Source organism: Chelatococcus reniformis (assembly GCF_014640075.1).
GTDB classification, from domain to species: Bacteria; Pseudomonadota; Alphaproteobacteria; order Rhizobiales; family Beijerinckiaceae; genus Camelimonas; species Camelimonas reniformis.
In genome coordinates this window covers 393,418-413,983 of the sequence record NZ_BMGG01000006.1, presented here as the reverse complement: position 1 = coordinate 413,983, position 20,566 = coordinate 393,418, and the positions used below count along the sequence as shown (strand labels likewise).

21 protein-coding genes are annotated in these 20,566 nt (G+C 66.8%); 7 read left to right on the top strand and 14 right to left on the bottom strand.

What is annotated here, in order from left to right; all coding sequences use genetic code 11:
• Positions 1-88: 88 nt before the first annotated feature.
• The 8 genes from IEW34_RS18265 to IEW34_RS18230 all read right to left on the bottom strand — a co-directional run bounded on the left by IEW34_RS18265 (position 89) and on the right by IEW34_RS18230 (position 7,924).
• Positions 89-1,321 carry an acyl-CoA dehydrogenase family protein gene (locus tag IEW34_RS18265; protein ID WP_188610641.1) on the bottom strand — a complete coding sequence of 411 codons (1,233 nt, stop codon included), beginning with the start codon at positions 1,319-1,321 and terminating at the stop codon, positions 89-91.
• A 241-nt stretch (positions 1,322-1,562) separates the two neighbouring features.
• Complete coding sequence (locus IEW34_RS18260) at positions 1,563-2,612, bottom strand: phosphotransferase family protein (protein WP_244642072.1); 1,050 nt, start codon at positions 2,610-2,612, stop codon at positions 1,563-1,565.
• Between the two features lie 57 nt (positions 2,613-2,669).
• On the bottom strand, positions 2,670-3,383 hold the full coding sequence (locus IEW34_RS18255) for a hotdog fold domain-containing protein (protein WP_188610640.1): 714 nt from the start codon (positions 3,381-3,383) through the stop codon (positions 2,670-2,672).
• 236 nt (positions 3,384-3,619) lie between these two features.
• On the bottom strand, positions 3,620-3,928 hold the full coding sequence (locus IEW34_RS18250; RefSeq protein WP_188610639.1) for a UBP-type zinc finger domain-containing protein: 309 nt from the start codon (positions 3,926-3,928) through the stop codon (positions 3,620-3,622).
• A 7-nt stretch (positions 3,929-3,935) separates the two neighbouring features.
• Positions 3,936-5,612, bottom strand: coding sequence for an FAD-dependent oxidoreductase (locus tag IEW34_RS18245; protein ID WP_244642071.1), 1,677 nt, complete (start codon positions 5,610-5,612; stop codon positions 3,936-3,938).
• A gap of 195 nt (positions 5,613-5,807) precedes the next feature.
• Positions 5,808-6,173 carry a nuclear transport factor 2-like protein gene (locus IEW34_RS18240; RefSeq protein WP_188610638.1) on the bottom strand — a complete coding sequence of 122 codons (366 nt, stop codon included), beginning with the start codon at positions 6,171-6,173 and terminating at the stop codon, positions 5,808-5,810.
• Positions 6,174-6,383: 210 nt separating this feature from the next.
• Complete coding sequence (locus IEW34_RS18235; RefSeq protein ID WP_188610637.1) at positions 6,384-6,986, bottom strand: NADPH-dependent F420 reductase; 603 nt, start codon at positions 6,984-6,986, stop codon at positions 6,384-6,386.
• 203 nt (positions 6,987-7,189) lie between these two features.
• Positions 7,190-7,924 (bottom strand): SDR family NAD(P)-dependent oxidoreductase, encoded by a 735-nt coding sequence (locus IEW34_RS18230; protein WP_188610636.1) that lies wholly within the window; start codon positions 7,922-7,924, stop codon positions 7,190-7,192.
• A gap of 341 nt (positions 7,925-8,265) precedes the next feature.
• On the opposite strand from IEW34_RS18230, the gene IEW34_RS18225 reads away from it, so the two are divergent.
• Positions 8,266-9,156, top strand: coding sequence for a LysR family transcriptional regulator (locus IEW34_RS18225; RefSeq protein ID WP_188610635.1), 891 nt, complete (start codon positions 8,266-8,268; stop codon positions 9,154-9,156).
• A gap of 232 nt (positions 9,157-9,388) precedes the next feature.
• Entirely contained in the window at positions 9,389-9,715 is a 327-nt protein-coding gene (locus IEW34_RS18220) for a hypothetical protein (RefSeq protein WP_188610634.1), read from the top strand.
• Positions 9,716-9,882: 167 nt separating this feature from the next.
• Here the strand turns inward: IEW34_RS18220 and IEW34_RS18215 are convergent, their stop codons facing one another.
• Both IEW34_RS18215 and IEW34_RS18210 read right to left on the bottom strand, forming a co-directional pair.
• Complete coding sequence (locus tag IEW34_RS18215; protein WP_188610633.1) at positions 9,883-10,503, bottom strand: helix-turn-helix domain-containing protein; 621 nt, start codon at positions 10,501-10,503, stop codon at positions 9,883-9,885.
• A gap of 157 nt (positions 10,504-10,660) precedes the next feature.
• Positions 10,661-10,894 carry a hypothetical protein gene (locus IEW34_RS18210; protein WP_188610632.1) on the bottom strand — a complete coding sequence of 78 codons (234 nt, stop codon included), beginning with the start codon at positions 10,892-10,894 and terminating at the stop codon, positions 10,661-10,663.
• A gap of 389 nt (positions 10,895-11,283) precedes the next feature.
• Here IEW34_RS18210 and IEW34_RS18205 point away from each other — a divergent pair, with 389 nt between their 5' ends.
• From IEW34_RS18205 to IEW34_RS18185, 5 genes are all read left to right on the top strand, one after another.
• Positions 11,284-12,858 (top strand): rhodanese-like domain-containing protein, encoded by a 1,575-nt coding sequence (locus IEW34_RS18205; protein WP_188610631.1) that lies wholly within the window; start codon positions 11,284-11,286, stop codon positions 12,856-12,858.
• 228 nt (positions 12,859-13,086) lie between these two features.
• Positions 13,087-13,887 carry a MetQ/NlpA family ABC transporter substrate-binding protein gene (locus tag IEW34_RS18200; RefSeq protein WP_188610630.1) on the top strand — a complete coding sequence of 267 codons (801 nt, stop codon included), beginning with the start codon at positions 13,087-13,089 and terminating at the stop codon, positions 13,885-13,887.
• 69 nt (positions 13,888-13,956) lie between these two features.
• On the top strand, positions 13,957-15,393 hold the full coding sequence (locus tag IEW34_RS18195) for an LLM class flavin-dependent oxidoreductase (RefSeq protein ID WP_188610629.1): 1,437 nt from the start codon (positions 13,957-13,959) through the stop codon (positions 15,391-15,393).
• A 79-nt stretch (positions 15,394-15,472) separates the two neighbouring features.
• Positions 15,473-16,753: an acyl-CoA dehydrogenase family protein gene (locus IEW34_RS18190; RefSeq protein WP_210324526.1), complete on the top strand. Its 1,281-nt coding sequence runs from the start codon at positions 15,473-15,475 to the stop codon at positions 16,751-16,753.
• 320 nt (positions 16,754-17,073) lie between these two features.
• Positions 17,074-17,454, top strand: a complete 381-nt coding sequence (locus IEW34_RS18185; protein ID WP_188610627.1) for a DUF930 domain-containing protein — start codon at positions 17,074-17,076, stop codon at positions 17,452-17,454.
• Positions 17,455-17,460: 6 nt separating this feature from the next.
• Here IEW34_RS18185 and IEW34_RS18180 read toward each other — a convergent pair whose 3' ends face one another.
• Genes IEW34_RS18180 through IEW34_RS18165 form a run of 4 tightly spaced genes read right to left on the bottom strand, consistent with a single transcriptional unit; the run spans position 17,461 to position 20,340 of the window.
• Positions 17,461-18,624, bottom strand: a complete 1,164-nt coding sequence (locus tag IEW34_RS18180) for a glutathionylspermidine synthase family protein (RefSeq protein WP_188610626.1) — start codon at positions 18,622-18,624, stop codon at positions 17,461-17,463.
• Complete coding sequence (locus tag IEW34_RS18175) at positions 18,624-19,214, bottom strand: DUF1190 domain-containing protein (protein WP_188610625.1); 591 nt, start codon at positions 19,212-19,214, stop codon at positions 18,624-18,626. The genes IEW34_RS18180 and IEW34_RS18175 overlap by 1 nt, the downstream gene beginning before the upstream one ends.
• 48 nt (positions 19,215-19,262) lie before the next feature.
• On the bottom strand, positions 19,263-19,667 hold the full coding sequence (locus tag IEW34_RS18170; RefSeq protein WP_244642070.1) for a DUF350 domain-containing protein: 405 nt from the start codon (positions 19,665-19,667) through the stop codon (positions 19,263-19,265).
• Positions 19,668-19,683: 16 nt separating this feature from the next.
• Entirely contained in the window at positions 19,684-20,340 is a 657-nt protein-coding gene (locus tag IEW34_RS18165; RefSeq protein WP_188610624.1) for a DUF2491 family protein, read from the bottom strand.
• Positions 20,341-20,566: the final 226 nt, after the last annotated feature.

The following is a 20,566-nucleotide window of genomic DNA, read 5'->3' as shown; positions in this document are numbered from 1 at the left end:
GGGCGCAGCCTATCAGACTGGCTCAATGCGACGCGATTCCTCGCCCGCTCTGCAGGGCCTGCTGCTCGCCGGGCGGCAGCGGCTCGCCTCAACCGAAGTGGCGCCGCAACTCGCTCCGGGCCACCGTGCGGTTGTGGACCTCGTCGGGCCCGTCGCCGAGCCGGAGGGTGCGGGCCAGGGCGAACGCCTTGGTCAGACCGAAATCCGCCGACACGCCGCCGCCGCCGTGGGCCTGGATGGCATCGTCGATGATCCGCAGCGCCATACGCGGCGCGGCGACCTTGATCATGGCGATCTCGGTGCGGGCCTCCTTGATGCCGACCTTGTCCATCATGTCGGCTGCCTGCAGCACCAGCAGGCGGGTGCGGTTGATGTCGATGCGCGCCTCGGCGATGCGCTGCTCCCAGACCGACTGCTCGATGACCCGCTTGCCGAAGGCGACGCGGGCGTTGAGGCGCCGCACCATCTGCTCCAGCGCGAATTCGGCCAGCCCGATGGTGCGCATGCAGTGGTGGATCCGGCCGGGCCCCAGGCGCCCCTGCGCGATCTCGAAGCCGCGGCCTTCGCCCAGCAGCAGGTTGCCCGCCGGCACGCGCACGTTGTCGAGCAGCACCTCGGCGTGGCCGTAGGGCACCTCGTCGAAGCCGAACACCGGCAGCATGCGCACGATGGTCATGCCCGGCGTGCCCACCGGCACCAGGATCATCGACTGCTGCTGATGGCGCGGGGCCGATGGATCGGTCTTGCCCATCACCACTGTGATCTTGCAGCGCGGATCGCCCATGCCGGACGAGAACCACTTGCGCCCGTTGATGACATAGTCGTCGCCGTCGCGGCGGATCGAGGTCTCGATGTTAGCGGCATCGGAGGAAGCGACGGCCGGTTCCGTCATCAGAAAGGCGGAGCGGATCTCGCCGCCCAGCAGCGGGCGCAGCCATTGCTCCTTCTGCGCCTTCGAGCCGTAGCGGTGCAGCACCTCCATGTTGCCGGTGTCCGGCGCCGAGCAGTTGAAGCACTCCGACGCGAAGTGCAGCCGGCCCATCTCCTCGGCGCACAGGGCATAGTCCAGGTTGGTGAGCCCGGCGCCGTGGAATGCGTCGTCGTCGTGCTCCGCCGATGGCGGCAGGAACATGTTCCACAGCCCTTCGGCGCGGGCCTTCGCCTTGATCTCCTCGACGACCGGGATGACCTGCCAGCGGTCGTCGCCGAAGGCTTCGACCTGCCGCTCGTAGGTGTCGCTCATCGGGTAGATGTGCGCATCCATGAAGTTGCGCACCCGGTCCCGCCAATAGCGCTGCCGCTCGGAGATCGAAAAATCCACCGCGTCCTCCCTGTCTTTTGTCAGGCGAGATCGTTCGACGATTTCGTCCATGCGTCAAGGGTCGACGGCTCGGCCCGAGCCGCCGGACGCTCGGGGCCTGCCGGATGCCGGCGCCATGATGCAGGGACGGCGCGAGCGGTCGCCTGCGGCATCCGCCGCGATGGCCCGCGTCGTCCGGATCAAACCGGGGCGGGAGAGCTCCGTGCTCCCGATCGGGTGGTTCGACCCGATGGGAAGCGCTCTAACGAGCGCCGGCCCGCACCGCCATGCGCCAGGCGGCCTCTGCCAGGATGGGCACCTGGCGGGCGTGCGCGGCAGCCTTGGGGTGGCTGGCGGTGCCGTCGCGGACGCGGCCGGCGATGCCCTGCAGGATGGCGGCAAGGCGGAACAGGTTGTAGCTGAAGTACCAGTCGAGGTCGGGTAGCCCGTCGCGACCGGTCAGGCGGCAGTATTCCTCGACGCAGGCCGCAATGCTGGGCACGCCGTGCGCCTCTGGATCGTCGAGCTCGCTGATCGGCCCGTGCACCCAGTTCATCAGGAGATAGGTGAGGTCGCCCAGGGGATCGCCGATGGTCGACAGCTCCCAGTCGAGAATGGCTCGCACCTCGGGCTCCGTGCGGTCGAACACCATGTTGTCGAGCTTGTAGTCGCCGTGCACCAGGCAGGTGCGCGAATTGGCGGGAGCCGTCTCCGGCAGCCAGGCGAGGAGCCGCTCCATGGCCTCGTAACGCTCCGTCTCGGACGCGCGGTACTGCTTGGTCCAGCGGGCGATCTGGCGGGCGAGGTAGTTGTCGGGCCGGCCGAAGTCGGCAAGGCCGATGGCCACGTGGTCGATCTGGTGCAGGCGGGCCATGGTGCGGACCATGGCCATGAGAATGGCGCGGCGCTCCGCCGGCGGGCAGTTCGGCAGCGCCCGCTCGCGCATGATGCGTCCGTCCACCATGTCCATGACGAAGAACACGGTGCCGATCAGGCTCTCGTCCTCGCAGAGACCGTAGCTCCTGGGCACCGGGAAGCCTGTTGGCTGCAAAGCCGAGATGGCGCGGAACTCCCGGTCGACGGCATGCGCCGACGGCAGCAGCTTGCCCGGCGGCTTGCGCCGCATGACGTAGGAGCGGGCCGGCGTCACCAGCTGGTAGGTCGGGTTGGACTGCCCGCCCTGGAACTGGCGGACCGTGAGCGGCCCGGCAAAGCCTTCGACGTTCGCCCGCATCCAGGCGTCCAGCGGCGCCACCTCGAAGCGATGTTTCTCGCCGACGGGCTCGGTGACGTTTTCGGCAGACTGATTCACCTATGTTCCTCCTGACGCAGCTATTCACTGCCCCATGCCCATACGGGGCAGGCTCGTCTAGCGCTTGAGCGAGACCCAGACGGCGCGCGCGACGGCCACGAGCGCGCCGCGGCGGTCGTGCAGGGCAGTCCCGGCGACATGCTTGCGGCCATCGTGGCCGATCGCCCAGCCGGTGACGACGAGCGGCTCGTCCACGGGCGGCCGGCGCATGACGTCGGCGGCGAGCCGGCCCAGCACAGCCGGCCCCGCGCGATGCTCGACGGCGAAGTAACCGGGGCAGTCGAGGGCCGCCCAGAGGAACTCGTTGCGCACCAGGCCGTCGGCGTCGCCGAAATTGGCCGCCGGGCGCCAATGGGCGCCGACTTGGGAGCAGGCTTCGGCGCGCTCGCCGGGAATGGTCGCGGCGAAGATGCGCAGCCCGTCGCCGTGGGCCCGCTGCGGGCCGCACACGAAGCACGTCGAAAACATGTGGCCGGAGAAGCCCTTGTAGCCCGGCTCCGCGGCGATCGCGGTCTCCACCGTGGGCGGCGGCGGCGGCTCGACGCCGGCGTTGCTCGCGACCGCGGAGGCGAGCAGCAGGTCGCCGTCGATCAGCGCGGCGCGGGTGCCGGTCACCTCCAGGCCGAGGTCCCGGTCGAGGGGCGGGGGGCGGTGCAGGGTGACCTCACAGCCGGTGCCGCCCAGGGCGGCGGCGACCACGCCCGCCACGTAGCCGCCGTTGCCGCTTTGCGGCGGCCCCCGAAAACACGCGTCGATGCGGACGGTCGTCATGCTGCGGTCCCTTGCTGAAGCGGCCGGCCAAATGCCATCGTCCGCTGTTGGCGGGCCGAGCCTGCGCTCGGCTGCTACGGGCATTCGTCGCCCCGATCAAGCCACGGCATCGCCGCGGCGGGGCAAAGCCGATGCCCGACCGTGAGCGGTCATGGCCACCAGCACTCATGGTCAGCCAATTCTCTTGGCGAGGAGCCCGCGTGGCAGCGGGTGGGCACGCGGGCGGACCGCCGCACTCAGACGTAGCGGGGGATGGGGCCGTCCTGCGGCGTGACGTTGTCGCCGAGGTCGATGAACACCTCGTCCACGTAGCACCAGCCCCAGCCTTCGGGTGGATCGTAACCTTCGATGACGGGATGGCCGGAGGCCCGGAAATGGGCGGTGGCATGCCGGCCAGGCGACTGGTCGCAGCAGCCGACGTGGCCGCAGGCACGGCAGAGCCGCAGGTGCACCCAGCGGCTGCCGGTCTTCAGGCACTCCTCGCAGCCCCGGGCGCTAGGCTCGACGGAGGCGATCGTCAGGAGATGTGAGCAGGTGTCGGCCATGGGGACCTCAGGCGATACCGGGATTGAGGAAGCGGTGGATCGCCTGCACCACGACCGAGCCTTCGCCGACGCCCGAGGCGACCCGCTTCACCGAGCCGGAACGGACGTCGCCGACCGCGAAGACGCCGGCCATGGTCGTGGCGTAGGGCGAGGCCAGCGCCTGGCCCTGCTCGTCCTGCCCGGTCTCGACGAAGCCCTTGCCGTCGAGCCGCAGGCAGCCGTCGAGCCAGTCGGTGTTGGGCTCGGCGCCGATCATCAGGAACAGGTTGGAGATGTCGTGACCGGTGCTCCCGCCGGTGCTGCGGCTGGTGATGGTGACGCGGCGCAGATAGGTGTCTCCCTCCAGCGCCGTGACCTCGCTGAAGGGGTGCACGGTGATCGTCGGCGACGTCATGATCCTTTGCACGAGATAGTCCGACATGGTGTCCGCCAGCCCGGGGCCGCGCACGACGATATGCACGTGGCGCACCGTCCGGGACAGGAAGACGGCGGCCTGGCCCGCGGAGTTGCCGCCGCCGACGACCGCGATCTCCTCGCCTTCGCAGAGGCGCGCCTCCATGGCGGTTGCCGCGTAGTGGATGCCCTGCCCCTCGTACTTGGCGAAATTCTCCAGATCGAGCCTGCGGTAGCGTGCGCCGGTGGCCACCACCACCGCGCACGCCCTGACCTCATGCCCGTTGTCGAGTGCGAGCCGGTACGGTCGGTCCGAACAGTCGAGGCTGAGGACCGCCCGCGCGATCGCCAGGCGTGCTCCGAACTTCTGGGCCTGGGCTTGAGCTCGCCCGGCGAGCGCCTGGCCGGAGATGCCGGTGGGAAAGCCGAGATAGTTCTCGATCTTCGACGAGGTACCGGCTTGGCCGCCCGGCGCCGTATTTTCCAGAACGATCGTCGATAGGCCTTCGGAGGCGGCATAGACGGCCGCAGCCAGCCCGGCAGGTCCGGCGCCGACCACCGCCACGTCGTAGACGACACCTGGATCGAGCGATTCCGTCAGGCCCAGGGCGTCGGCCAGCGCGGCCGTGCTCGGGTTCCGCAGCAGTTGATGGCCGGGCAGCACGACCACGGGCAGGCACGCCGGCGTCAGCTCGAAGCATTCAAGAAATCCACCCGCGTCCGGATCCTCCTCGGTGTCGAGCAGGCGAAACGGATAGCCGTTGCGCGTCATGAAGCGCTGCAAGCGCAAGGTGTCGCTGGCGTGCCCGTATCCGATCAGCGCCACACCGCCATGCAGGTGGCGGATGAAGCTGACGCGCCGCAGGATGAACGCGCGCATGACGATTTCGCCGATGTCGGTCTCCGCCGAGACCATTCGCCGAAAATCTGCCCGTTTGACGCGGATGACCCGAGTGGGCCCGCCGGCCCGGCCCGAAACCAGGACCTGCCGCTCGTTGAACAGGTCGAGCTCGCCCGTGAACTGCCCCGTGTCATGGGTCGCAAAGACATGGGGCGCGTCGTGCTTGTCGCGATCGAAGATTTCGATCAGGCCCGACAGCACCAGGAAGAAGTCGACGCTGCGCTGGCCGCGTTCGAACAACACGGTGCCGGGCGCCAACGTCTCCTCGGCACCGTAGCGCGCGACGCGCTGGATCGTGTCGGCGCCCAGGCGCGGAAATGTCTGCGCCTCGCGCGCATAGGGGTCGTCGGGGTCGAGCCTGAGGGCACCGTTGGCCGCCGGATCCATCATGTCGCGATGTTATCGGCGCCGCAGCGCAATAGCGAGGGCGGCCCTCCGGAAACGCACGCGCTTGCCGGTTCCCGCCACGGCGCGGACCGGGAAGCCCCGCGACGTTTGACACAGGCAGTACACCTTCAGGCGCTCGCCATGGTCGGCTTCGCGCACACGCGGCCGCCCTTCGCCGACGACGCGGAGCGCCCTGCCTCAACGCCCCATCTGCTTGGGGTCGTAGAAGAACTTCTCCTCCACGATCCGCTCGCCGCGCCAGGTCTGGAACGCAATCTCGTCGAGCTCGAAGGGGGGGCCCTCGAACGGGGTGAACACGAAGGCCCAGCGGATCGCCACCAGCTCGGCGCCGATCAGCGGCGGCGCCAGGCGCCTGGCGACGATCGACTTGAAGGCGCCCATCACCTTGCGCTCGCCCTCAACGAGCAGGTCGCGGCCGGCCCGTGGCGGGTCGTTGTTCTCCTGCATCGACGCCGCCGGATCGTAGAAGCGCTCGATGGCGCCGATATAGTCGCCGCTTTCGACAGCGGCCATGAAGGTTTCGACAGTCTCATGGGTTGGCATCGGCGATGTCTCCTGGAGCGTGAGAGGGTTGCGGGGCAGGCTGTGCAAAAACGCTGATCAGGAGATGGTGCCGCCATGGCGGCCGTTTGTTAAGCCGACCTTCCGAAACTCGGTTCGGGGTGGGGTGCGGGCATTTCACGGCGGCCCACGATAGGTGCCCGAGGTCTTCGGAACATACCGCTCGGGCCAGATCACGTGGTCGTACATCGGTCACGGTTCCTTCTTGAACAGGTCCTGGAAGATCAGCTGGCCCCAAGTGCGGCCGCGTGCGTGCACCAGCGCGCCACCCTCGTTGAACTTTCCCAGTGTGACGGGTGCGAACCCGAGTTGTTTGGCCAAGGCCGCCACGGGAGCGGTTGCGTCCTCGTCGTCGCTCGACAGAAAGACGACCCGGTGGCCGCCCTCGACGACCGGATCGGCAGCCAGGGTGGCCGCAACCAAGTGACTGAAACCTTTCACGAGCTTGGCGCCGGTGAATGCCTTCGCGACGAAGGCGGAGGACGGGAGACCGTCAAGCTCCTCGAGGGGAACTCCAAACGCGTTCGTCGCGTCGACGACCGTCTTGCCTTCCCAGCTCGGCAGGGCGTTCGCGACCTCGCGATGCTCCCCGAACGGGACCGCCAAGATGATTGTGTCGGCCTCGGCTGCATCCCGCAGCGACTTGGCGACGACCTTGGGTCCAATCGCCAGAGCGTGCGGCGCCAACGCCTCGGGCGGCCGGCGGCTCGCGACGGCCACCTTGATGTCCTTACGGGCGAAGGCGCGGGCGAGGGCCTGGCCTACCGCACCGAATCCTACAATCGCATAGCTCATAATGCTTCTCCGATCCGTGTTGATATTGATCGCCCGGCCTTCAGCGGCGCTGGTTGTCCGTTTCGCTGCATGACGACCTTCGCGAGAACTTCGGACGCCACCCCAAGCGAGGCGCGTCATCGCTCGAATGCCTGAATTGACGCGTAGACGGCCTGCCGTGATCGCCTTCCGGATCCAGCCGCTTCCGGCGATCCGGCGCGAATTCAGATGGCCGAGAAGCCGCCGTCGACAGACAACTCCACCCCATTCACGAAGCTCGAATCGTCTGAAGCAAGAAACAGCGCCACCGCCGCAATTTCCTCAGGACGACCCATCTTTCCCCGCGGGATCAGGGATTCGAACATCTGCTTCGCCTCCTCGTTGAGAACCTGGTCCTGCATCGGTGTGGCGATCGGCCCTGGGCTCAGCACGTTCACCCGGATATTCCTGCCCTTCAGTTCGTTGAGCCAAGTGCGTGCGAATGAGCGCAACGCCGCTTTGCTCGCCGAATACACGCCGTAACCAGGAAAACCTTTCACCGAAGCAACCGACCCGGTCATGAAGATCGATCCGCCATCGTTGAACAGCGGTAACGCCTTCTGAACCGTAAAGAGCGTGCCGCGCGTATTCAGGCCGAAGGTCGCATCGAAATGCTGCTCGGTAATCTCGCCCAGTGGGACCGCTTCGCCCGTGCCGGCGCTGGCGTACAGGACGTCGATCTTGCCCTTTTCCCGCTTGACCGTGTCGAACAGACGGTCGAGGTCGTCGAGATGGGCCGCATCGCCGCGCACGCCGGTCACGTTCCGGCCAATCAGCCCGACGGCCTCGTCGAGCGCATCCTGCCTCCGGCCCGTGATGAAGACATAGGCGCCTTCTTCAACGAACCGCCTGGCGCTCGCCAGCGCCATGCCGCTCGATCCGCCCGTGATGACTGCAACCTTACCTTCAAGCTTTCCCATGACTTCTCCTTTCGTCGTGTCGGACAGCGTCTCTGTTCCCGTTTGGGACATGAAGCTTCCTTCAGGCTCCATCTTTGGGTCGTCCGGGGAGGTCCCCGAGGACCTCGAGATGGGCCCATCGGCGTCAGGCGTTGAGTGCGGAAGCGCGCACATCGGTGGTGCGAAATCGATCCGGCTGGACGACTGACACCAGCCGCAACGATTGGTGTCCGCCGTTCGAAATCGGGCCGCGCTTGTCGGCATGGGCTCTGATGACCGCCCGTGCTATCCACATACGAGATGCTGTCCGACGTGTCGGACACGAGCTTTGGCAGGCGCACCCAGCGGTGCCGGAATGCACCATGATCGACTGGGATGACGTCCGCTACTTTCTTGCCGTCGCGCGCGCAGGCTCGGTGCGGGCCGCCGCCGAGCGCCTCGGGGTGAATCACTCGACCGTGCTGCGACGCGTCGCCCAGCTCGATGAACGCCTCGGGGCGCAAATGTTCGAGAAGCTGCCTTCGGGCTACCGCCTGACGGCCGTGGGAGAGGAGGTCCTCGAGCTCGCGGACCAGATGGAAGCGTCGTCGCACCAGCTGGAGACGCGGGTCTTCGGCCGCGACCAGAGCGTGCGCGGGCTTCTGCGGGTGACACTGGCACCGACCCTCGCGACCCACCTGCTCATGCCGGACTTCACCGATTTCGCGCGTCTGTATCCGGACATCGAGATGGAGATCCTGTCGTCCGGCGAGCTGGCAAATCTGACCAACCGAGAGGCCGACGTGGCGATCCGCGTCGTCTACGACCGCAAAACCCTGCCGCTCAATCTTCACGGCCTGAAGGGACCGGAGCTGTTCGGAGGCGTCTACATGTCCCGCGAACGACTAGCCGCATCGCATGCGGGCGCGCCAGATCCCAACCGGTGGATCGTCATAAGCATTCATGGAATCCCGGACTGGGCCCGCGAGGTCCGCACCACGGGGGTTCCGTTCAGGACCACGGACGCTGAGGCGCAGATCGTTGCGGCAAGGCAAGGGCTCGGGATGACGACACTGCCGTGCTTCGTCGGAGATGCCGACCCCCTGCTGGTGAGGGTGCCGGGCACCGACCTGCACCTGTACGGAACGCTCTGGCTTCTCACCCACGGGGAGACACGCAAGACGAAGCGCGTGCGGCTGTTCACGGAGTTCGTATCCCGCAGGCTCGCCGCGTACGCGCCGCTTTTCGCGGGACTGTCCGTATCGCACGACTGACCGGGCGTTCAGGCCGGACGCGGTGGGCTGGGTCCTCCGCGATAACGGACGCTTCTCCGCTTTCACCGATGCATCCGCTGCTTTGATCGTGGGCCTGCTGACGCCAGTGGAGGAAACGGCAGGGTGAGCGGTGATGCGTGTTGCGGTCATGGCGTGGTGCGTAGAGGGAAAGCCCCATGGCTGGCGCGCATGGCGTCGAGCTGACTGACAGAAACCCACTGGAGACAAGCCGATGACCGCCGCCATGACCATGATGCCGATGCCGATGCCCAACATGATGCCGATGATGAGCGGCATGGGCCCGATGATGATGGGCATGAACCCCATGATGGGGATAAACCCGATGATGACCAGCGGCATGATGCCGATGATGATGTGCACCATGACCTGCAGGATGACCGACACCGGCATGATCTGCGAGATGAAGCCGATGGCCGGCATGTCGAGCGAGATGTTCATGGAGTGCTGCAACAGCATGATGAAGATGATGGGGTCGGGCATGCCGTTGATGACTTGCTGCGGCGGCATGATGATGTGCTGCATGCCGGCGGCCGCCTGATCGTCGCACATCGGACGGGCCCCGCGCGGGCCCGTTCATCCGCCGGCCGGACCCGTCCGCCGCGGGATGGCGACACCGATGGCACGCGCGCATGCCATCATGTCTTGCGTCTGGAGCGCTGCTCTTGCGACGGGGCGAGTCACCCGGTTGCGGCGCGCCCCTGGCGCTCAGCGCAATTCCTCGACATAGGTCATGACGAGATAAAGCACGGCCTCGTCCGAGCCCAGATTGCGGTAGCGGTGGCGCACGTCAGCCGCAAACAACACCGCGTCGCCCTCGCTCAAGACAACGGCGGGCTCCTTGTCGACCGTAATCTCCACGGTGCCCCGCACGACGATGAGATTCTCTCGCGTGCCCGGCGAGTGCGCGTCGGCACACTCGCCGTGGCGAGGAGCCATGCGCAACTCGTAGAACTCGGTCCGCCGATCGGCGTCGAAGGGAAACAGGGCGCGCGACGTGAACTTGCCGCCCGAGGAGCTCAGCACCTTGGCGTCGTCCTGGCGGAGCACCACGAGGCTGCCCAGGTCGTTGGTCGCGATCAGCGTGGCGAACGGGACCGCCAAGGCATGGGCGATCTTCCAGAGGATCTTGATCGTCGGCACGCTCTTGCCGGTTTCGATCTGGCCGAGCATGGCGCGGCTGACCCCGGACAGCTTGGCGAGCCGCTCGAGGGAGAGGCCACGCCGGGTGCGGATCCGTCTCAGATTGGCGCCGACAGTGCCGGCAAGGTCGCCGAGCGCCTCGTCGATCTCAGGGATTGCGTCCGTATCCTCGTCCTGCAGCGACATCGGGTCCGTGAGTTCCGGTTGACCGCCTGACCTGCGTCCGAGCGGGCGGACCCGCCGAGCGGCGGGCCGTGATCGAGATGAGGCGAATTTCGGGGTCCAGCGCGGCGGCGGCGGTCCCGGCCGGCAAATCGAGCGTTGGCCAGAAGGGACGCGCGGCTCAGCCGATGCCGCAGGGCACCATCATGGGCACGGTGAACGGCAGCCCCATCGCCACCCCGAACGGCGCCATCATCATCACCGGCACCCAGACGATGCCGTGCGGCGGCGTGGCCTGCAGCGGATGGCCGGAGGGCGCGGCCTCGCCACGGCGTGCGTCCGCCGCAGCCCGCGCCCGCCGATGGGTGGCGAGGTCGATGACGTTGCTGCGTGAAGAAATCGCTGCGTCGCTCACGGGGCCCTCCGAACGTGGTCCGATTATTGAAAGTGCGGCGCGGTCGGCAATGGAATTGAATGTCAATATCGCCGCACGCGCAGGAACGTTGATCTGCGGATGCGAAGTAAAAGAGTAAAACATGCCACGGGACGCGGTGCGCAAGCGTTGAGCCTCGCTGCGAGGCTTCAACGCTTGCGCGAGTGCGCTCAGAACTGCGGCAAAGATTGCCCGCGCAGACGTTGGTTTCGTCCTACAGTCGGTGGGAAAAAAGAAAAGACATTCTATTGTATGCGCCGATTGTTCGATGGCACGTTCGCGCAAGAGCAAGGGCGTGTTGAGTGCAGTTCAGATCCGCGGTTCCGCCATCAGATACTCAGGTCAATACCCGTTGGCTCCATCAGGAGCTTATGGGGCGGCACGAGATCGCGCTGATCGATGTCCGTGAGGCAAAGGTCTTTGCGCAGGGCCATATCAACCTCTCGTCGCATCAGGCGCTGAGCAGTCTCGAGGTCCAGATACCGAGGACGGTACCGCGGACATCCGTCCCGATCGTTATCGTCGATGATGAAGGCAAGGAACTGGCCCATGACGCGCAAGACAGGCTGAGGAGTCTCGGCTATGTCGACGTGCGCATACTGGCGGGCGGCATCGCCGCCTGGGCAGCCGGCGGATATGCACTCGGCACGGGATACAACACTCTGGTCAAGGCGTTCGCCGATCTGGCGCATGCGCGCTACGGCACGCCGACGATCACGCCGGCACAGCTTCAAGGCCGGCTGGACCGCGGGCAGCCGACGACGCTCATCGATTGCCGCCCCGCCCATGAGCACCAGAATCTGTCGCTGGCCGGCGCCCGCAATGCGGCGGGCGTGGAGCTAGCGCTCCACGACTTGCACGCCAACGCCGACCCCGATCATCTCTGGGTCGTCAGCTGCTTCAGCCGCACGCGCGGCATCGTCGGGACGACGACGTTGGCGCGCCTGGACAGGCGCGCCAACGTGGCCTTCCTCGAAGACGGCATCATGGCGGCCGTCCTGCACGGCCTGCCGACCGGTCCGGGACATTCGCGCGCGCCGCCGCCGGCGCCCTTTACCGCCGAGGATGCGCTGCGGCATCAGGCCGAAGGCATCGTGAAGCAATACGGGCTGCGCGTCATCGATCGGGCGCAGTACCTGAATTTCGTCGCCGAGAGCGCGGAGCGCACGCTCTACGTCTTCGACGTTCGGCCGGAGGCCGCCTACCGGCAGGGGCACCTGCCTGAAGCTTTGTCGTCACCCGGCGGACAATTGGTGATGACGTATGACGTCCAGGTTGCCGTGCGAGGGGCCCGCATCATTCTCGTCGATGACGCTCATTTGAAGCGCGCCGCGGTCACCGCATTCTGGCTGTCGCACTTCGATGACGCCGAGATCCATATCCTTCCCCTGGATGCGCCCGGCAGCGCAGCCCTCGCCGCCGCGTCGTTGCCAGCCGAGCCCGACGATGTCAGGCAATTGGCGCCCGAGGAAGCCGCCGCCCGCATCGCTGACGGCCTTCAGGTGGTCGATGTGGGCCCCAGCCTGGGCTTCGAGCAGGGCCATATTCCGGGGGCGCGCTTCGTGCTGCGGTCGGCGTGGCCGGCCTGGATCGCGGCCCACGGCGCGCCGGAGGCCGTGCTCTTCACCTCGCCCGACGGGCTCAACGCCGCCTATGCGGCATCCGAGAGCCGCCGCCTGTTCGGCATCGACGCCTATACGGTGGCCGGCGGAACGCAGGCTTGGCGTGCGGCCGGCCTGCCGATCGAGGTCGACTACGAGCCGGCGCAACTGCTCTCGCCCTTCGATGACGACTGGGGCTCGCCCATGCGCCTCAAGGTACAGCGCGACCAGCCGTTTCGCGACTATCTCACATGGGAGCGCGGCCTGGGTCACAGCGTTCCGCAGGACGATACCGTCCGCTTCCGCTGGCTTGGCCCCGGGGCGGCCGAGGGCGCCATCTCCTAGAGTGTTTTCGAGCGAAGTGGACGCCGGTTCGCGTGAAGAAAGCGCGACGAATCAAACAGATAGAGCACTTCGGCGATTCGAAGAAACGCGGAAATGCTCTAAGCGAATGCCGGACCTCGGAAGAGTGTGCGCCTGAACAAGAATGAGCGAGGGACGATGACTTAGAGAGGCATCGTCCCGGTCGACCTCCGCGTTTCGCAATCACCCGCAATCAGTGAGCTTCTGATCATGGCTTCGCGTCGGCTTCTCCGCGCCCTCCAATTCGGCCTCGTCCTGGTGGCCGGGCTCTCCTTCGGTTCGGCCCGGGCCGACCAGCCGCTGCGCATCGGGCTGGCCTCGAGCCCCGCCAACGAGGCGGTCCGCCACGCCGCGCAACTGGCCGAAAAGCAAGGCTTGCGGGTGAAGATCGTCGAGTTCACCGACTGGGTTACACCCAACACGGCTTTGGCCGACGGCGATGTGGACGTGAACTACTTCCAGCACATCCCTTTCCTCGAGAACGCCACGAAGGCCAACAACTGGAAGTTGGCCGCAGTCGCCCCGGGATACATCTCCTGGCTCGGTGCTTACTCGAACAAGCTGAAGTCGATCGACGATCTACCGAATGGCGCCAAGATTTCGATTGCCAACGATCCGGTCAACACCGGGCGAGCACTGCTGTTCCTGCAAGCCCTCGGCGTCATCAAGCTGAAGGACGGTGCCGACTTCAAAGCCACGCCGAGCGATATCATCGCCAATCCGAAGGGCATCAAGATCGTCCAGGTCGAAGCGCAGCAGGTGGTGCGTTCGCTGCCGGACGTCGACCTCGGCTTGACGTTTCCGTCCTTCGTCAAGCTCGCGGGCCAGGATCCCGCCGGCGCGCTCGCCTTCGAGAGGCCGAGCAACACCTATGCGATCCACTGGGTGACGCGCGCCCAGGACGCCGGCGATCCGCGGGTGGCGCAATTCATCGAGGTCTACAACGGCGACCCGGAGGTGAAATCGATCCTGACCAAGCTCTACAGCGGACAGATCGGCTTTGCCTGGTAGAGCGCGTTGCGGTTGCATGTTTTCATCCAATTCAGCTCCGGATATACTCTAGTGGATCAGTAGCGGCTCATGGGACCCGACGGCGTAGACAAGAAGATCCTGCTGAACGCGTTCAACATGAACAGCGTCGGGCACATATGCCACGGCTTGTGGACCCACCCGCGCGACCAATCGGCCGACTATGCGCGGCTGGATTACTGGGTGAAGCTGGCGCAGACGCTGGAGCGGGGCAAGTTCGACGGATTGTTCCTGGCGGACGTGATCGGCGCCAACGACGTCTATGGCGCCTCGCCGGATGCCGCCCTGCTCCAGTCGGTTCAGGTGCCGATCAACGATCCGATCGTCCTGATCTCGGCCATGGCCTATGCCACGCGGCACTTGGGCTTCGGCGTGACGGCCAACCTCACCTATGAACGGCCCTACCTGCTGGCGCGGCGCTTTTCGACGTTGGACCATCTGACGGGCGGCCGCATCGGATGGAACATCGTAACCGGCTATCTGGACAGTGCCGCCCGCGCCATGGGGCTGACGGAGCAGATCCGTCATGATGATCGCTACGACATGGCGGACGACTATCTCGATCTCGTCTACAAGCTCTGGGAGGGAAGCTGGGAGGACGATGCAGTCGTGCGGGACGCGCGCAACGGGCGCTTCACCGATCCGGCCAAGGTGCACCGGATCCGCCACGACGGTCCGTTCTACCAGCTCGATGCCATCCACCTCTGCGAGCCGTCGCCGCAGCGCACCCCCGTGCTGTACCAGGCCGGCGGATCGCCGCGCGGCCGGGCCTTCGCGGCGCGGCATGCGGAATGCGTCTTCACGAACTCGCTGACCGTCGATCTGACCAGGTCCATCGTTGCCGATCTGCGCCGGCGCGCCGTCGCCAACGGGCGGGCCGCCGAAGACATCAAGATATTCTCTGGCGTCATCGTGATCGTGGACCGGACCGAAAAGGCGGCCCAGGAGAAACTCCGCGAGTATCAGCGCTATGCAAGTCCCGCGGCGGGCTTGACGCACTTCTGTGCCTCGATCGGGGTGGACCTCTCCCGCTACGGTCCCGATGAGCCCATCGAGATGGAGGGCACCCAGGCCATGGTGGCCGCGCTGGAATCGATCACGCGATACAACCCCGGCCGTCCCTGGACGGTGCGGCGCCTGCTCGAGCTCATGAAGCTCGGCGCGCGCAATACGCCCATCGTCGGCTCGCCGTCTCAGGTAGCCGATCAACTGACGGCCTTCGTTCGCGAGACCGATGTGGATGGCTTCAATCTCATGCGCGCGGTGACGCCGGAGAGCTACGAGGATTTCGTCGACCTGGTCGTCCCCGAGTTGCAGCAGCGTGGCGCCTACAAGGAGGACTACGCTGAGGGAACCCTACGGGACAGGCTGTTTGCCGGGCGGGGAGGGCAGCTGCCCTCCCGCCACTATGGCCGGCGGTTTCGCTATGGGGCCGGCGAATGGGCCGATGAGGCGGTGTCCCGGCAGGCGGGACGACGCGGCACGTGAGGGGAGCCTCGCAGCGCCGCGGCGAGGGCGAGCCAGCTTCTTCCTGAGCGCATTGGTACGGACAGCGTGGAGACGAGCGGTGACGTCAGGCAAAGATCGGCCGAAGGACAGTGAGCTGCTTGCGAGGTTCCGGCCCGTATTCGAGACGATAAGGCAGAGCGCAGTATCGCGGGAGCTCGATCGGACCCTGCTCTTCGAGCAGGTGGAATGGTTGCGCGAGCACAGGTTCGGTGCGCTGCGCCTGCCCGTCGAATGGGGCGGCCACGGCGCGTCGCTCGTGCAATTGTTTCAGCTGCTGATCGAGCTGGGGGCGGCGGAATCCAACCTGCCCCAGTCGTTGCGGCTGCATTTCCACCACGTCGAGCATCTGATGTTCCGCACGGAGTGGACGAAGCAGAAATTTTGGCTCGAGCGGGTGGCGCAAGGCGATCTGTTCGGCAATGCGACGACCGAGCCGCCGGATACGCCCATCGGTGAGATCCGCACGAAGGTGCTGCCCCATGGGGATGGGCGTTACCGGCTGAACGGCAGAAAGGCCTACGGCACCGGTAGTCTGTACGCCCAATGGATTCCCGTCGTCGCCGTCGACCATCAAGGCGAGCGCATCACCGTGGTCGTTCCCGCCGACAGGATAGGGGTGACGCTTGTCGACGACTGGGGCGGCTTCGGCCAGCGACTGACCGCGACGGGGACGTCGGTCTTCGAGGATGTCGTCGTCGACGCCGATGAAATTCTGGGCGCTGACAAGCGGATCACGCGGGTGGGCGGCAACTTCCCGCAGCTGGTGCATCTGGCGACGCTTGCAGGCATCGCCGCTGCGGCGGCCCGCGACGTGACCGACAAGGTCGCGGCGCGGCGGCGCATCTATTCCACCGGGTCGGGAGACTTGGCCCGCAACGATCCGATCATTCAGGCCGAGGTCGGCAAGATCAACGCGGTGGCCCGTGCTGCCCGCTCGATCGTGCTGGGTGCCGCCGCTTCGCTCGACGACGCCTGGCACCGATGGAAGCACGACGGCGCCTACGCCCCGACGACGGACGAAGCCTATGTCGAGGCGGATATCGCCATTTCCTCTGCACAGGTGGTTCTGGTTCCGCTGGTCCTGGGCGCGGCGTCGCAGCTTTTCGATGCGCTCGGCGCTTCGGCGATCGACGCGAAAGGGGCGCTCGATCGCCATTGGCGCAACGCCCGCGCCGTATCGTCTCACAACCCCTATCTGTATAAGGCCCGGCGTGTCGGCGGCTTTCATTTGAACGGCACGCCGCCGCCGATCTTCGTCCCGGGCGACGATGTCGGCATCAGCCCTGCCGCTGAAGCGGCGCGGTCCGACGCGTTCCCCGCTTCAGCTCCTTGGCCGTGAATGGCGGCCGCTGCCCAGCGTAGGGGCTTTCGTGGGAAGGTGGGTCAGGCCAGCCATCCATGCGCTCAAAGCCGCAAAACATCAGGGCAGAGCGATCGGCAAATGAGCTGGACCAGGCGACCAATCGTGTCGCACAGGCGCCGCGGCGCGCGGCTGGGCCGACCCCCGCCAGTCCCTTCGCCGCGCTCGGGTGGCTTGTCCGGCCTGCGGCATGCGCACGCCGCCGGGCTCGCCATCGCCACACACCTCCTCTAAAGCGATGGGCCCTTGAATCGGGTCGGGTGGCTCGCAGCGTTGAGGAAGGTGTCCGAATGATACGAATGGCTGTGCTTGCGATGGGCGTGACACTGTTGGGCGTGGCGCAAGCGGCAGCAGAGAGCCATCTGGATCACGTCCTGAAGCGGCTCGAGCCGGATTCCCGCTTCAATCAGGTTTGCGACATGGCGGCCATGGCGGCGATCGGCAAGTCCGAGGCGGGCCTGCGCCCCGATCGCGCCATGCTGGATGCGGCCGGGCCGGTCAAGCGTGTCGGGGATACGGCGACCGGCGAAGGGGCCGTCATCCGCAGCAAGGGGCATTGGTATGGCCTCTCGTTCGTCTGCGAGACGACGCCAGACCGGATGCGAGTTCGGTCGTTCGACTACAAGCTGCTCGGCGAGATCCCCCAGTCGAAGTGGGAGGAGCTTGGCCTCTGGCGCTAGCCTGGGTCATTCCTCGACGATGATGTGCGGCACGAACCGGGACAGGTTCATGGTGATCGGCGAGGCGTCCTCGCGCATGCCGAGCCCGCAGGGCTCGTCGCCCACGATCCAGGTGCCGAGAACCGCGTGGCCGTGCGCGCTCGAGAAGAGTTCCGTCGCCTGCTGGCGCACCCAGCGGTCCTGGCCGCCGTAGGGGCCGTCGATGTGCGCCACGGTGCGGCCGCCCCGATTGAGGGAGATGTTGGCCCCCTCGCGCGAGAACAGCGGCTTGCGCACATGATCGGTCAGGCCGCCGGCTCGCGGATCGCCTTCGAAAAAGGCCGGCAGCAGGTTGGGGTGGCCGGGATGGCGCTCCCAGAGCAGCGGCAGAATGGCCTTGGTGGAGAGCATCGCCTTCCACGCCGGCTCGATGAACCGCGTGCCGGAGCGCGGGATCTTCGGCCCGAACTCCTCGGTGAAGAGCCACTCCCACGGATAGATGTTGGCCAGCACATCGATGACGAGATCATCCTGGTCGGTGAAGCGGTCCGCGAGGTCGTGGCCGATGGCGGCGATGTCGACGAACTTGGGGCGTTGGCCCGCCTGGAGCGCGCAGTCCATCATGTAGGTGATGGTGCCGAAATCCTCGACGCTGCCGCCATCCGTGCTGAAATGCAGGATCGAGCGCTTCGGCAGCGCCCCGTAGGCGGCGATCAGCTCGTCCTGGATCGAGTTGAACTGATCGGACGTGGCGGCCACGATGCCGAGCGATTTGGCTTCCTCCAGCCAGACCCACTGGAAATAGGCCGCCTCGTAGAGGCCCGTCGGCGTGTCGGCGTTATATTCGAGCAGCTTGGCCGGTCCGTCGCCCCGATAGGCGAGGTCGAACCGGCCGAAGACGGTCGGCTCCCGCTTGTGCCAGGAGCCGGCCACGTAGTCGCGGAACGGCTCGGGCACGCCCAGCCGTTCGAGCAGTTCCTCATCCGCCGCGGCCCGGTCGGCGAGGTCGAGGCACATGGCGTGCAGTTCGCGCGACGGCTCCTCGATGTCGCGCTCGATCTCCTCGAGCGTGAAGGCGAAGCACGCCGTCTCGTCCCAGTATGCCTCGCCGTACATGTGGTGGAAGTTGAAGCCGCAGGCCTCGGCCGTCGCCTGCCAGTCCGGCCGCTCGGCGATGGCGAGGCGCCGCATCAGCTCGAGCCTCCGCCGAAGTAGCGGCTGGTCGAGCCGAAGCCGGAGCGGGCGATCGTGGTCGTGTTGACGTTCGGCGGTCGCGAAACTGTGGCTCCTGGCGGGCGGCTGTTCGTCAGATTGCCGGAATCGCGGTAGTTCGCCGGGTAATCGCGGGAGCGGTACAGGGGCGTGCTGCTGGTATAGCCGCCCCAGCGGCCGCCGCCCGCATAGCCCCCACCCGACGACGGGCCGCTTGGCTGCTGGCGGGGCGCCAGAGCGTTGCCGAGCATGTAGCCGGCCATCAGCGGTAGGAAGACCTGGCTGAACGTGCCGTCCGGGTTGCGCACGGCGGTCTCGGTGCAATTGTCCACATCGACGCCGCGCAGGCACTCGTCGCGGGTCTTGAACCGCGGCGCCTTGTCCGCGTGTGCCGTGAGGGCGGCGTCATAGGCGCTGCGGCACTGGCTCTCGCTGTAATTCGCGGCAACACACTCGGCGATCGAGGTGAAAGCGACACTGCTGGCCGTCGGCGAGGAGTCGCAGGCGGCGAGGCTGGTGACCGCGGCCGCTCCCATCAGGCTCAGGCGGACGGATGATGAACGCTTCATCGGGCCTCGTTTATCCTCCTCGCTCGGTGCGGCTCTCGGCCGGCCGCTTCAGGGCGTCATGCTGGCGGCGTTGACCATGCCGAAGACCACGGCCATGCCGCCGAGCCAGGCGCCGCCGACGATGTCGGCGGCGGTGATGCGGTCGACGACGCCGGGCATCAGCAGCCGCGCGACGAAATAGGCGGCGATCTGCACGATGGCGGCGATGACCCCCCAGACGACGAAATCCACCATGTTGACGCTGAAGCGCATGGCCGTGGTGAGCGGCAGCACGAAGCCCACGAGCGCGCCGAGGAAGGCGAGCACCGCGGCGAGGTTGCCCTGGCGGATTAGAGCGAGCTCGTGGTGGGCCGTGACCTGCACGTAGGCGGCGGCGAAGATGACCACGAGGGCGCTCGCCGCGACGAAATAGATGAGAAAGGCCGGAAGGCCGCTGAGATACCCCGCCAGCATCGGTGCTCCCTCGTACTCAGACCGGTGTGACGTCGGCCCTGGCAAGACCATAGCCGATCATGAAGCTGATGCTGCCACGATCGCGCGAGGCGAGGTCACGCTCCACGGTGATCAGGAGGTTCTCGACCAGGGTGCCGACCTGGCGCCGGTAGGGCATGATCTTCTGGTGGATCAGCCGCGGCTCGCCGTCGCCGGCCGCCACCTCCTCGGTGAACTCGGCCGGCGGCACCCAGGCGGTCGCGGGCTCGCCCCAGACGCGCTCGAAATGGAAGCCGTCCGCCTCGAAGGCGGGCGCGCCGATCCGGCCGTTGGTGCCATCCCATGCCGCCCATTCCGCCGGCGAGGACGGAACGACCTCGTCCCACGGATGGAACAGCGTGATCTCGCGGATGTTCTCGTCGCCGATGCCGTCGCTGCACAGCACCTGAAGGATGGTGTTGTCGTCGTTGTAGTAGCGATGGATCAGCGCGGAGGCGTCGAGCTGGGCGATGCCATGGCCCGAGATCACCAGCGTCTCGGCCGGCGGCTGCATGGCTAGCTTGTCGAGCTCCAGCTTGAGCCGCAGCAGATCGAAGGACACGGCGCGCCCCAATCCAAGGCCGAACGGGCCGCGCCTCGCCGGCGTGGCGCCGGGCCTCTCGCCGAACAGGCCGCTCAGGCGTTTGAACACCATGCTGTACGTCCTTGGAGGGCTGCGCGCCTCGTCATCGGCGACCGGCGTCGTGGATCGCGCCGAGCGAACCTGTGCCAGCGCGCCGGCACACGCCGGTGACAGAGGATGCCGAGTTGAGGCACAAAGGGGACAACGAATGACGTCGGCTGTCGGCCGCGTCGCCTGGCGCGCCCGATGCTCGGGTGGCGGAAGGGACCATGGGGCGCCACATCCGGATCGGGGCCCT

Bases quoted from the DNA above. Each gene is read 5' to 3' on its own strand.
- IEW34_RS18255 (WP_188610640.1), bottom strand. From the start codon at position 3,383: ATGACGACCGTCCGCATCGACGCGTGTTTTCGGGGGCCGCCGCAAAGC.
- IEW34_RS18250 (WP_188610639.1), bottom strand. From the start codon at position 3,928: ATGGCCGACACCTGCTCACATCTCCTGACGATCGCCTCCGTCGAGCCT.
- IEW34_RS18245 (WP_244642071.1), bottom strand. From the start codon at position 5,612: ATGATGGATCCGGCGGCCAACGGTGCCCTCAGGCTCGACCCCGACGAC.
- IEW34_RS18240 (WP_188610638.1), bottom strand. From the start codon at position 6,173: ATGCCAACCCATGAGACTGTCGAAACCTTCATGGCCGCTGTCGAAAGC.
- IEW34_RS18235 (WP_188610637.1), bottom strand. From the start codon at position 6,986: ATGAGCTATGCGATTGTAGGATTCGGTGCGGTAGGCCAGGCCCTCGCC.
- IEW34_RS18230 (WP_188610636.1), bottom strand. From the start codon at position 7,924: ATGGGAAAGCTTGAAGGTAAGGTTGCAGTCATCACGGGCGGATCGAGC.
- IEW34_RS18225 (WP_188610635.1), top strand. From the start codon at position 8,266: ATGATCGACTGGGATGACGTCCGCTACTTTCTTGCCGTCGCGCGCGCA.
- IEW34_RS18220 (WP_188610634.1), top strand. From the start codon at position 9,389: ATGACCGCCGCCATGACCATGATGCCGATGCCGATGCCCAACATGATG.
- IEW34_RS18215 (WP_188610633.1), bottom strand. From the start codon at position 10,503: ATGTCGCTGCAGGACGAGGATACGGACGCAATCCCTGAGATCGACGAG.
- IEW34_RS18205 (WP_188610631.1), top strand. From the start codon at position 11,284: ATGGGGCGGCACGAGATCGCGCTGATCGATGTCCGTGAGGCAAAGGTC.
- IEW34_RS18200 (WP_188610630.1), top strand. From the start codon at position 13,087: ATGGCTTCGCGTCGGCTTCTCCGCGCCCTCCAATTCGGCCTCGTCCTG.
- IEW34_RS18195 (WP_188610629.1), top strand. From the start codon at position 13,957: ATGGGACCCGACGGCGTAGACAAGAAGATCCTGCTGAACGCGTTCAAC.
- IEW34_RS18185 (WP_188610627.1), top strand. From the start codon at position 17,074: ATGGCTGTGCTTGCGATGGGCGTGACACTGTTGGGCGTGGCGCAAGCG.
- IEW34_RS18180 (WP_188610626.1), bottom strand. From the start codon at position 18,624: ATGCGGCGCCTCGCCATCGCCGAGCGGCCGGACTGGCAGGCGACGGCC.
- IEW34_RS18175 (WP_188610625.1), bottom strand. From the start codon at position 19,214: ATGAAGCGTTCATCATCCGTCCGCCTGAGCCTGATGGGAGCGGCCGCG.
- IEW34_RS18170 (WP_244642070.1), bottom strand. From the start codon at position 19,667: ATGCTGGCGGGGTATCTCAGCGGCCTTCCGGCCTTTCTCATCTATTTC.
- IEW34_RS18165 (WP_188610624.1), bottom strand. From the start codon at position 20,340: ATGGTGTTCAAACGCCTGAGCGGCCTGTTCGGCGAGAGGCCCGGCGCC.